Origin of the sequence: Arthrobacter ipis (assembly GCF_014694315.1) — a bacterium.
In the GTDB taxonomy this organism is placed as follows: Bacteria; Actinomycetota; Actinomycetes; order Actinomycetales; family Micrococcaceae; genus Arthrobacter; species Arthrobacter ipis.
The window spans coordinates 195,861-207,497 of the sequence record NZ_JAAOXD010000003.1 but is presented as its reverse complement, the minus strand read 5'-3'; the positions used below and the strand labels follow the sequence as shown (position 1 = coordinate 207,497).

Genomic DNA, 11,637 nt, shown 5'->3' with positions numbered 1-11,637 from the left:
TCGGATCCGGCCGCCACCGGGCCGCGTTCGGTTCCGGGCAGCGCCGCGCGGACGCCGGCCAGGCCGTGCCGCCGGCTGATCTCGGCCGCGGCGGAGCCGCTGGTGCAGATCACGCCGGCGGCCGAGATCAGCGCCCGGGCTTCCAAATCCGGGTGTTCGTCCAGTGGCATGTGAAGCAGGACCCATGGCGCGTGGCCGGCCGCGGCGGCAGCCTCCATCGCTTCGGGGGCGCCGGAAGCCACCAGGCCGTCAACGATCGTGATGGTGTTGCCGGGCACCCCCGCCGGCCTCCCCGTCTGGGTGCCTGCAGTGGTTACCCAACTGAGCAAGCCGGCCAGCCGCCGTCGTTCTTCCTTGCTGCCTACCGGCCAGTTGCCGACGACCGGCTGGATGGTTACCTCGGTTCCCAGTTGCTCGAGGCCCTGCGCCAGCGCTGCGTTGTAGACGTTGCCACCGGAGTTGTGGCGGATGTTAGCGGGAACCAGGAGCCGGATGACTGGCGGCGCGGCCGGTAGTGGGGGCAGCATGGCGGCGTCAGCGGCGGCCGGGCTCGGGGGCCTGGAAGTCAAGGGCATAGCTTGCCCAGGCGTCGGGGTTTTCCCGGAGGGTGACGTCCAGGCCGGCGAGCTCCCGTCCGTCCTCATCCTCCCGCAAGCGCTCTGCGACGGCGTCGGCGATGTACTGCGCCAGTGCCTCCGTAGTGCTCAGTTTGCCGGCGAAGTCCGGGTGCTCGTCCAGGTTCCGGTAGTTGAGCCCGGCCAGCACCTCCTCGATCATGCCGCCGGCTGCGCCGATGTCCAGGACGATGGCGTCGTCGTTGAGGGCACGACGGCGGAACGTCACCTCCGCGACGAAGGTCGCCCCGTGCAGGCCCTGGGCGGGCCCGAAGGCCTCGCGGGGAAGGCTGTGGGCGATCATGAAGTGGCGGCGTACGGTCAGGCTGAACACTGGTTACCTCGCGGTTTCGGTGGGTTCGGTTTTATGGACGGGGTTTTCGGAGCCGGTGGCTTCAGTGGGCGGGTATTCAATGACGTGGCACAGCGCTTCGAGCCGGCCCTCGGCCAGGTCCTGGACCACGCCGGGCAGCCCGGTGAAGTCCGAGGCGCCGGTAAGGAAGGCGTCGAACACCGGGTCCTCCAGCAGGGAGACAGCGAGCCCAAGCCTGTCGGCGTTGGTCCGGCGGTGCCGGCGGGCGCGCGCCACGGCGCCCACCTGGCTGGCCCGGATGGACAGCCTGCGGGCGTGGAAGTCCTCACCGAGCGGGAGCGTGATTTTCCGGTCGGCGTACCAGGACATTTCGATGATGTCGCCCTCGTTCCCCACCAGCTTCAGGCTGCGTTCCAGCCCGCCTTCGGACGCGGAGCAGTGGAACACGATGTCGCAATCCGCAAGGGCATCGTCCGGAAGGGCGAAGTCGACGCCGACGGCGTCGGCGAGGTCCTTGCGGGAGGGGTCGAGGTCCACGAGCTGGAGCCGTGCGAGGGGAAACGTGCGCAGCAGCGCGGCCACCATGCCGCCCACCAGCCCGGCTCCGATCACGGCGACGCGGTCGCCCAGCCTTGGCCCCGCCTCCCAAAGGGCGTTCACGGCCGTTTCCACGGTGCCGGTGAGGACCGCGCGGCGGGGAGGAACGGCGTCGGGAACCCGGGTGAGCGAGGACACCGGGACCACGTAGCGGTCCTGGTGCGGGTGGAGGCAGAACACGGTTTGCCCCAGCCAGTCAGCGGGTCCCTGCTCCACCACGCCCACGGACAGGTAGCCGAACTTCACCGGCGACGGGAAGGAGCCCTCCTGGTGCGGGGCGCGCATTTCCTCGGCGACGCAGGGCGGAACGGCGGCCTGGTGGACCACGAGTTCGGTGCCCTTGCTGATGCCGGAGTACAGCGAGCGCACCAGTGCCTCCTCCGGGCCGGGGACAGGTAGCTCCTCGGTGCGGAGTTCACCCTGGCCGGGGCCGACGGTCCAATATGCGGTTGCTTCAGTCTGCTGCTGGGAAGTAGTCATCTTGCTTATGAATCTAGTGCCCGGCCCCGATTTCCGGGAAGATGTGGCCCGGCGTGGCCACTCCTATGGCCTACACCGCTGCGCAAAAGCATGCCGTTTTGGGGATGCGGGCCTTGCTCCGGTACCCTATTGAGGTTGGTGACGTGTCCGAGCGGCCGAAGGTGCAACACTCGAAATGTTGTTTGGTGTAAAAGCCAACGTGGGTTCAAATCCCACCGTCACCGCCACGTAGCGAGGCCCCTGCTTCCCTCTAATTACAAGGGAGGCGGGGGCCTTTTGCTTTATGCGGACGGGGCTAACCCCAGACGGGCTCGTGGCCAAGCTGCACGTCGCCCGGGGGCGGCGGCCCGCTCATTCCCCGGTTCGCAGAGCGGGCCGCCTACCGAAGCCGTAGATCCAGGAGACCCGTTACGGCGACGGTAGCGGGATAGTACCGCCGTGGGCTTGGAAAAAAGTGGCGCCGATTTGAAACCTAAGCAAGCTGTCCATTAGTTTTGACGGGAACGTTCCGTGTTCCCCCATACACGGAGCGGTTGCCTAGAAGAACCCCGCCGCACTCCTGTGCGGCGGGGTTCTTCGCTGTATGGGCCACTACCGGCCTGTTACTCCGTTCCGGACTTCTGTTCCCGGTCGAGGAGGTTCTTCCTGATCTCGTCCAGCTTCTCCTTGATAACCCGCTCTGCGTCCGAGATGGTCTTCCCGGCGCTGCTCAGCGGATCCAACTGCACGTACACCTCGTGCGCCACCGGCAGGTCGTACTCATCCTTCAGGTGGGTGCCGCCGCCGACCCCGTCCAGGGTCAGATACACCTGGGCGTCGGTCCGGGCGATCCCGGCGATTCTGCCGAACACCACGGTGAAATCGTTCGGCTGAAAGCTCACCGTCTGGCCAACGTGGCTGCGGTCAAGCTCCCCCGCCGTCACAGCCTTCTCGTACTGGCTTCCGCTGTAGTTCATCGCTACTCCTCAATTTCGGGGTGGTGACTTACGCCTGCAGTCTATGGCGGACGGGCGGCACGCGCTTGAATGGTTGCAGATCTTTTCGCGCGCAGGAGCTGGCAGGAGGCATTCGTGAACGCCAAAGGCACCAGAAGCACGGACTACGCGTTCGTCACGGAGTGGCGGGTGGCCGGGACGGCCGAGGAGGTGGCAGCGGTTCTGGGCGACGCCGCCGGACTGGCCCGGTGGTGGCCGTCCGTGTACCTCAGCGTGGACCCCATCCATCCGGGAAGCGAGAACGGCGTGGGGCGGATGGCCAGGCTGCACACCAAAGGCTGGCTCCCCTACACTCTCCGGTGGACCCTGACCGTCACGGAACCGATCACCAGCAAGGGCTTCGCGATCCACGCAACGGGTGACCTGGACGGGACCGGACGCTGGACATTCGAGCAGGACGGCCCGGAGGTCCTGATCACTTACGACTGGCGGGTCAGCGCCACGAAGCCGCTGCTGAGGCGGCTCAGCTGGCTGCTGAAACCCGGCTTCTCCGCCAACCACCGCTGGGCAATGGCCCGCGGGCAGGAAAGCCTCGCGCTGGAACTGCGGCGCCGGCGGGCGGGAACCGGTTCGCGCTCCGTCCCCGCACCACCGCCGCCCACGTTCCCGCGGGTGGCGGGGCGTGGGCGGCGGATGGACCAGCGGGTTCGTGGCTAGGCGTTAGCCAGGACGGGCTCCGGCGGTGCCTGGTGCCGCTCGGCCTTCGGCTTGGCGAACCTCAGGTACAGCGACGGGACCACGAACAGGTTGAGCAGCGTGGACGTCACCAGCCCGCCGAGGATCACCAGGGCCATGGGATGTTCAATCTCATGGCCGGGGATGTTCCCCAGGACCACCAGCGGCACCAAGGCAAGCCCCGTGGCCAAAGTGGTCATCAGGATCGGCGAGAGGCGTTCCCCGGCGCCCCGCAGCACCAGTTCCGGACCGAACTTTTCACCCTCGTACTTCTCCAGGTGCTGGCAGTGGTTGATGAGCAGGATGCCGTTTCTGGCCGCGATGCCCATAACCGTCAGGAAGCCCACAATGGACCCGAGCGACAGCACCCCTCCGCCCATGAAGGCGGCGAACACGCCACCCACCAGGGCGATCGGCAGGGTGAGGATCACCAGCGTCGCCAGCCGCCAGCTTCCGAAGGCCACCTGCAGGAGCAGGTAGATCACGGCCAGGGCCCCGATGGCGAGTGAGAGCAGGGTGTTGGTCGCCGCCTGGCGCTCCTGGAACTCACCCAGGATCTGCGTACGGAAGCCCGGGGGCAGTTCCAGTTTCTTGAGCCCTTCCTCCATGGCCGCAACCACGGTGCCCAGCGTGCCTTCCTTCACGTTGGCCTGGATGTCGATGCGCCGGGAGTGGGCATCGCGCTGGATGACGTTCGGGGTCGGCTTGACCTGGACGCTTGCCACATCGGACAGCAGGATCTTCTGCCCGTTCGGCGTATCAATGGGGAGGTTCCTGATGCTGCTGATATCGGACCGGACCTCTGGCGGGCTCCAGACCTGGACGTCGTACGCCTTGCCGCCGCGGTAAACGTCGCCCACTTCCTCGCCGGCCACCATCGTCGCCGCCGCCCGGCGGACGTCGCCCGGCTTCAGCCCGTAGCTTTGGGCCTTGGCCAGATCCACCTCGATATTGATCTGCGGAATGTCCTTCTGCAGGGCCGTCTGGACGTCAATGGCTCCTTCGGTGGCGTCAAAGATCGAATGGATCTCCGCGGCCTTCGAGCGCAGGAGCGCCAGATCGTCCCCGTAAAGCCGGACGACGACGGCGTTGCTGGCACCCGTTAGAACCTCACGGATTCTCTCCTTCAGGTAGGTCTGGACATCGCGCACGATCCCGGGATAGCCGTCCACCACTTCGTGGATTGACTTCAACGTCGTGTCATAGTCAACCGCGGGGTCGATGCTGATCCAGTTCTCACCGAAGTACACACCCACGACTTCGTCCGCGTTGAAGGCCTGCCCGATGTGCGAGCCGCAGTTCCGGACACCCTTGATGGTCAGCAGTTCCTCGCAGGCCTTCTGGCTGACGCGGTACTCCTCCGACACCGACGTGCCCGGCTGGGTCAGCCAGTGCATCAGGAAGTCGCGCTCCTTGAAGTCCGGCAGCAGCGACTGCCCGAGCAGCGGTGCCGTGATGGCACCGATGGCCGCCATGGCTCCGAAGGTCGCGTACCCCGCCACGGGCCGCCTCACCATCCGGCTGAGGACCGCGCGGTAACCCCGTTTGAGTATCCTCACCAGGGGCGGTTCCTGTTCCTTCAGCGGAACTTTCCGCATGAAGATCAAGGCCAGCGCAGGGGTAACGGTCAGCGCCACGAGCATCGACGCCAGCACCGCCAGGGTGTAGGAGATGGCCAGCGGCCTGAAGAAGGCCCCGGTCAGTCCCTGCAGGAAGAAGATCGGCACCGCAGCGGCGATGATGATCAGCGTGGCGTAGATGATCGGCCCGCGGACCTCCAGCGAGGCTTCGAGGACCACCGAGGCGGTGGATCTTGTGCCGCCCTCCGCCCGGTGCTGCCGGAGTCTTCGGATGATGTTCTCGATGTCGATGATCGCATCATCCACCACCACCCCGACGGCAATCACCAGCCCCGCGAGGACCATGGTGTTCACCGATGCTCCTGTGAGGTAGAGGACGGACGCCGCCGTCACCAGTGACAGCGGGATGGCGATCAGGCTGATCAGCGCCGTGCGCCACTGGAAGAGGAACGCACCCAGCACCAGCACCACGAGGATGCAGCCCAGCATCAGCGCGCGGCTGAGGTTGTCCAGGGACTCCTCGATGAACGTTGCCGGCCGGAAGATCTCCGTATCAACTGTGATTCCGCTAAGTCCCGGCTCCATCTGCTGCAGTGCAGCTTCAACGCCCCTCGTGACTTCCAGGGTGTTGCCCCAGGGAAGTTTCTCGACGATGAGCATCAGGCCTTCGCCTTGGTTGATCACGGCGTCGCCTATGAGCGGCTGGTGGTCTTCCACGACGTTGGCCACATCACCCAGGCGGAGCGGCTTCCCGTTCTTCTCCTCGATGGTGATCTCGGCGAGGTCCTTCGGAGTGGTGATGGGCAGCACGTGCTGGATGCCGAGCCGCTGGTTGGGCGTCTCAATGTGGCCGCCGGTACCGATGACGGAACCCGGCGAATACTGCAGCAGGCCGGCGTCAAGGGCGTTGGCGGTGACCTCCATGACCTGGTTCAGGCTGACATCGTTGGCCTTCAGCTTCTCCGGAACGGCCTGCACCTGCAACATCTGCAGCCGCTCGCCCCAGATGGCTATGTTGGCCACGCCCGGGACCCGCAGCAGGTGGGCCCGGATCTTCCAGTACGTGATCATGGACATTTCCATGAGCGACCGCTGGTCCGAAGTCAGCCCGATCTTCATGACGCGGCTGGTGGACGACAGCGGCTGCAGGATCACCGGCGGTGCCGCCCAGGTGGGCAGCGACGGAATGACGGTGGCGATCCGTTCCGAGACCAGCTGGCGGGCCTTGAGCAGGTCCGCGCCCGGGGCGAAAATCAGCACGATGGAGGAAAGCTGCTCCACGGACTTGGAGCGGATCTCATCCAGACTCTCGACGCCGTTGAGGGCGTCTTCGAGGGGAACGGAAACCAACTGCTCCACCTCGGCAGCGGTAAGGCCGATGCAGATAGTCTGAATCTCCACCTTCGGCGGCGCAAATTCGGGAAAGACGTCCACAGAGGCCGTGCTGAGCTGGACGCCGCCGAACGCCATCATCGCCACTGCGATGGCCACCACCAAGGCGCGGAATTTCAGGCTGAACCCGACAATCCGGCGCATGTCAGTGACCCTTTGTGCCGAATTCGGCGCCGAACAGTTCCGCGGCACCAACGGTGACAACATCGGTTCCTACAGGCGGACCGGACTGGAGCTGCACCTTGTTGTCGGCAATCTTCTCCACCGTCACCGCGGCCCGGATGTAGGTCCGCGGCTCGGGATTGGTGTAGACCCAGGTCTTTCCGTTGGCGTCATAGACCAGCGCGCCGTAGGGCACCTGCAGCGGACTGCCTTCGCCCTTGGTCACCTTGACCGTGGTCACGCCCAGCCTTTCCACTGCCTTGTCTGTCAGCGTCAGTTTGTTCAGGTCCGGGCCGGCCTTCTCCATGGTGGACGCTGCCTGCCCGGCGGGCGCCGCGGTGGTTTTCACTGTGGCACATCCGGAGAGGCCAATGGATGCTGCGCAAACCAGCACCAGAACAGAACGCCAGCCGCCAAAATCACTATTGCTTTTCATGACAATTCCGACCTCTCTGCCAGAACCGGTCCGTTGTTAATCACCAATGAGCTCCCCCAGTCCGTGTTGGTGCGTGGACCAACGCGGAGGAAAAGGATCGGCAGAATAAAGAGGGTCAGCAGCGCGGTGGTAATAAGCCCGCCCCACACAACCAGCGCCAGCGGAAGGAGCATGCCTCCGCCGACCGGCCCGCCGAGCAGCACCAGCGGCACCAGCGCCAGTCCAGTGATCACGGTGGTCAGAACAGTTGGCAGAAGCCGCTCTCCGGCCGCCTGCCGCATGAGATGTGCCGGCGAATCCGACGGGGCCAGGGACTGCAGGGACTGGTAGGTTCCCATCAGCAGGACCACGTCCCTGATCGCCAGGGCGAGCACCGCCGCGAGGGCCACCAGCACGTACACGGAGCCGAAACCGCCGGCCAGGCCGGCGGCGAGGATTCCGCCGGACAGGGCAACCGGAAGCAGCAGGAAGACGAGCCCTGCGAGCCGCCAGTTGCCGAGGACCGTCAGCAGCAGGACCAGGATCCCGGCTGCCGCCGCCAGGGCAAGCCACCAGATGAGCGCGCCGGCCGCCTGCTTTTCGGCGTACTGCGGCGGGATCTCAGCGTGGTACTCCACGGGGAACTGCATTCCCTTGATGGCGGCCTGGACGTCGCTGGTGACGTCACCGAGGCTGCGGCCCTGGATACTGGCCACGACGTCGATGCGCCTGGAGGTGTCGTCATGGTGGATCACGGTCTGATTCGGGCGGAGCGTGACCTTGGCCACGTCACCCAGCCGGACCTGTCCGCCTTCTGGCTTGTCGACCATCATGTCGGTAACGCTTGTCAGGCTGTTCCGGGTGTTTTCTGTACCTTTGACGATCACCTGGAACACCTTTTGCTGCTCGAACAGGTACCCCACCTCGATGCCCTGCAGGACGGTGGCAGCCGCCCGACGAACATCACCAGGCTTGACCCCCTGCTTCTGCGCCTTGGTGAGGTCAACCTCGATTTCCGCAACAGGCTGGTCTACCGTGACGTCCACCTGCGGATCAACCACACCGTCCGTACGCGACAGAATCCCGTGGATCTCGTTTGCCTTCTGCCGGAGGATGTCCAGGTCCACACCAAACACGCGCACCCGGAACTGGCGGTTGTCGATTTCGCTGGCAGCAGCAACCTGCTGCTCCGGGTAGGTGGTCACATTTGCCGTCAGGCCCGGGTAGCCTTCAACAATCTCGGTCACGTCGGAGCGCACGCTGCTGATGTCGGCGCCGTCGTCCATGGTCACCCAGAGCTCGCCGGCATTGACGTCAGAGGAGGAATCCGAGGTGATGGCACGTCCAACGTGGCCGCCCACGGAGGAGACGCCAGGGATTCCGCTCAGCTCTTCGCTGGCGTTGGTCATCACCCTGTTCATCACGTCGGCCCCTGTACTCGCCGCCGCCTCCCATTCGACGAGGAGGGTGCGGTCGGGAACTGCGGCCACAACAGGAAGTTCCTTCGTAGCGGCCGGAACGATGGCCAGTGCGGCGATGGCCAGTGCAGCCGCCGCAAGTGCGAACACTGTGGGCACCGCTCCGGTGAAGGCCCGGGCCGTGCGCTCGTAGCCGAGCCGGGCTTTGCGGATCACCGAAAGGCTGCGCCGTGGCCGCCTGTGACCCCGCAGCAGCAGGCTCGCCAATGCCGGCGTCACGGTCAGGGCAACGAGCATGGCCACAGCTGTGGCCAACAGGTAGGACAGCACCAGGGGTTTCAGGAACGCCCCCTCCACACCCGGGACAAACAGCGCCGGCGCGAGGGCAAGCAGCGCGGTAAGTCCGGCGAACAGGACAGGCACGCGGGAGCGCTGCAGCCCGCGGGCAAGCAGGGCTTCGCGCGACACCCGGTCATCGGCCGATTCCCGCCGGAAACTGTGCAGGTCGGTGATGACATCGCCGATGACCACCAGGAGCGCAAGGACCAGGCCCGCGAAGGCCATGACGTTCAGGACCGCACCCTGGAACTGAAGCACCAGCGCAGCAGCCATGGCCGCCACGGAAATGGCGACGAAGGCCAGCAGGGCGTACCGCCAGGACCGGAATGCGACGCCGATCAGCGCCGTGACCACCAGTAGGCTGACCAGCAGGGCAAGACCCAGGCTGCCAACAGCGGACTCAACAAATGAGGCAGGCCGGAACACGGTGGAGTCGACGGTGATGCCGGAAAGGCCTGGACGCAGCCCGTCCAGCACCGCCTCAACGCCCTGCGTCACGTCCGCAACACTCGTGTCCGGGAACTTCTCGATGACCAGCAGCAGGCCCGGCGTCTTGCCGGTGACAGCGTCGCCGATCAGGGGCTGGTGGTCTTCGCTCAGGGTGGTCACGTCGGACAGTGTCAGCGTCTTGTCCGATGCGCCTTCAACGCTGACCTTGCCGAGGTCTGCCGGCGTCCGGATCGGAAGCACGTGCTGGATGCCGATGCGCTGGTTGGCGGACTCGAGGAAGCCGCCTGTACCCGGGGTTGATGCTTCCAAGAAGCTCAACGGGGATACCCACACCGCATTGCCGGCGGTCTCAACCACCTGGCTAAGGGTGACATTTTTCGCGCTGAGCTGCTTCGGGTCCACCTGCACCTGAAGCTGCTGTTCGCGCTGGCCGTAGATGGAGACGTTTGCCACGCCCGGGACACCCATGAGCGCCGGTTTGACATCCCAGCGGGCCAGCACGGACATGTCGATTGGCGACACGTCCTGTGAGGACATCTGCACCATCATGACGCGGCTCGTCGAGGAGAGCGGCTGCATCAGCACCGGCGGAGATGACACGTTGGGCAGCGCGAAGGCCTGCGTCAGCCGCTCTGCAACGAGCTGCCGGGCACGGAGGATATCGGTGCCCGGCTCAAAAACCATCTCAATCGAAGAGAGGCCCGGGACTGACTTCGAACGAATTTCGTCGAGCCAGGCAACCCCGTTCAGCAGGTCGGCCTCCATAGGCGAGGTAATGAGCTGTTCGACCTCCACGGCGGACAGGCCCAGTGCCTCGGTTTGGATCTCCACATGTGGCGGAGAGAATTCTGGAAGGTTATCCACTGGCATTGACGGCAGGGTTGTCAATCCGAACCCCAGAATGCCGGCAGCAGCGGCTAAAACAATTAATCGAAACTTAAGACTCCAGCGGACAAGCCAACCGGTCATAACCTCAGCCCCCATCGTTATTGGCTTAGGCGGCGTTGCCGGAAACCAATGACTGATGCGCCTCTTCAGGAACGTCCGTAGCGGCGGCGTTGCCACGGACGAGTGCCGAGCTGTCTCCCCGCAACCCTGCGCAACCCCCGTTACCGGGAGACACTTCCAGCCACGGGAGTGATGGACCGCGGCCAGACTACGAGCGGTGTTTCCTTGCCGGAATTCCTTGCGGGGTTGGTGGATTCCTACAAGGTTAAGACAAGCGAGACCAAGATCATTTTGGCACACCGAAAACTGCAGATCAACGCAACTTCGGCTTCAGAATAGGTAATTTTGCGCTACGGAGCTGGTTTATCGTTGCATCAGCATCGGTGGGGACCCACCTGGACCGAATGTCCGGAGACCGCCCCCAGATGTCACAATCCGGGCATCAAATTAGACTCCCTGCCGCGCCTTCGTTGACTCCGGCAGGAACGCCCGCAATGTTAGAGCCATGAGGCCTCAGCGAATCAAAAACGGACTGATATGCACGACGGCGGCCGCCACCCTGGCGCTCCTGCTCACCGCTTGCGGACCAAGCCAGCCCACCACCCAGGGGACAACCGAACCGGCCACCGGCTCAACCACCCCGAGCACGCAGGCAGCCCCCGAAACTTCCGCGCCGCCGTCTTCCTCTTCTTCGACCTCCCAATCCCAGCCTGCTTCGCCAACCACAACTTCTTCGACTCCAGAGGCACCGCAGTCCACCGCCGCCGGCGCCCAGCTGTGCAAGTCCTCAGGACTGAAAGCCACCACGGATGCCACGGGCGGCGGTGCCGCCGGCAGCGTCTACATGGAGCTGATCCTCACCAACAGCGGCAACGCCTCCTGCCACCTGAAAGGGTTCGCTGGCGTGTCCCTGACCACCGGACCGAACGGGCAGCCGATCGGGGCCCCGGCCCAACGCGACACCTCCGCCCCTGTCCAGGACGTCCTGCTGGCCCCCGGAAAGTCAGGCACCGCGGTGCTGCGCTACACGCAGGCGGGGAACTACCCGGACTGCATCAAGACCGCTGCCGCCGGATTCAGGATCTACCCGCCGGAGGACACGGCATCGCTGTTCGTGGCCCGGCCCTCGGATGCCTGCAGCAACGCCTCCATCGAGCTCCTGAGCATCGGCGCATTCCAGGCCCGCTAGAGCAAAGTTTGCCCCAAGCAACCTGTCCTGTTCCAAGCCTGTTCCGGCCCCAACTTCGTAAGTACACTTA

Annotated in this window: 8 protein-coding genes, 1 tRNA gene and 1 pseudogene; 3 read left to right on the top strand and 7 right to left on the bottom strand. The window is 65.2% G+C overall.

Annotated elements, in window-relative coordinates:
- The 3 genes and pseudogenes from G9E11_RS08000 to G9E11_RS07990 form a co-directional block, all read right to left on the bottom strand.
- Positions 1-569: pseudogene (locus G9E11_RS08000) on the bottom strand (glycosyl transferase family 1); the annotation flags it as partial.
- Positions 535-948, bottom strand: a complete 414-nt coding sequence (locus G9E11_RS07995) for a 6-pyruvoyl trahydropterin synthase family protein (RefSeq protein ID WP_190604578.1) — start codon at positions 946-948, stop codon at positions 535-537. The gene G9E11_RS07995 and the pseudogene G9E11_RS08000, both read right to left, overlap by 35 nt.
- A 3-nt stretch (positions 949-951) precedes the next feature.
- The gene (locus G9E11_RS07990; RefSeq protein ID WP_190604576.1) at positions 952-2,004 is read right to left on the bottom strand and encodes a zinc-dependent alcohol dehydrogenase; all 1,053 of its coding nucleotides are present in this window, start codon (positions 2,002-2,004) and stop codon (positions 952-954) included.
- 137 nt (positions 2,005-2,141) lie between these two features.
- Here G9E11_RS07990 and G9E11_RS07985 point away from each other — a divergent pair.
- Positions 2,142-2,231 (top strand) — tRNA-Ser (locus tag G9E11_RS07985).
- A gap of 375 nt (positions 2,232-2,606) precedes the next feature.
- Here the strand turns inward: G9E11_RS07985 and G9E11_RS07980 are convergent.
- Positions 2,607-2,960: a hypothetical protein gene (locus G9E11_RS07980; protein ID WP_190604574.1), complete on the bottom strand. Its 354-nt coding sequence runs from the start codon at positions 2,958-2,960 to the stop codon at positions 2,607-2,609.
- A 114-nt stretch (positions 2,961-3,074) separates the two neighbouring features.
- On the opposite strand from G9E11_RS07980, the gene G9E11_RS07975 reads away from it, so the two are divergent.
- The gene (locus G9E11_RS07975; protein WP_190604573.1) at positions 3,075-3,656 is read left to right on the top strand and encodes an SRPBCC family protein; all 582 of its coding nucleotides are present in this window, start codon (positions 3,075-3,077) and stop codon (positions 3,654-3,656) included.
- Here G9E11_RS07975 and G9E11_RS07970 read toward each other — a convergent pair.
- From G9E11_RS07970 to G9E11_RS07960, 3 genes are read right to left on the bottom strand one after another with little or no spacing between them, the layout of a single operon-like run.
- Entirely contained in the window at positions 3,653-6,790 is a 3,138-nt protein-coding gene (locus G9E11_RS07970) for an efflux RND transporter permease subunit (protein WP_190604571.1), read from the bottom strand. The two genes, G9E11_RS07975 and G9E11_RS07970, sit on opposite strands and share 4 nt — an antisense overlap.
- Before the next feature lies 1 nt (position 6,791).
- On the bottom strand, positions 6,792-7,244 hold the full coding sequence (locus G9E11_RS07965) for an efflux RND transporter periplasmic adaptor subunit (RefSeq protein ID WP_190604569.1): 453 nt from the start codon (positions 7,242-7,244) through the stop codon (positions 6,792-6,794).
- A complete protein-coding gene (locus G9E11_RS07960) occupies positions 7,241-10,399 on the bottom strand; it encodes an efflux RND transporter permease subunit (RefSeq protein ID WP_190604567.1) in 3,159 nt (1,052 codons plus the stop codon). Before G9E11_RS07960 ends, G9E11_RS07965 begins: the two co-directional genes overlap by 4 nt.
- Before the next feature lie 484 nt (positions 10,400-10,883).
- Here G9E11_RS07960 and G9E11_RS07955 point away from each other — a divergent pair, with 484 nt between their 5' ends.
- Entirely contained in the window at positions 10,884-11,567 is a 684-nt protein-coding gene (locus G9E11_RS07955) for a DUF4232 domain-containing protein (RefSeq protein WP_190604565.1), read from the top strand.
- Positions 11,568-11,637 lie beyond the last annotated feature (70 nt).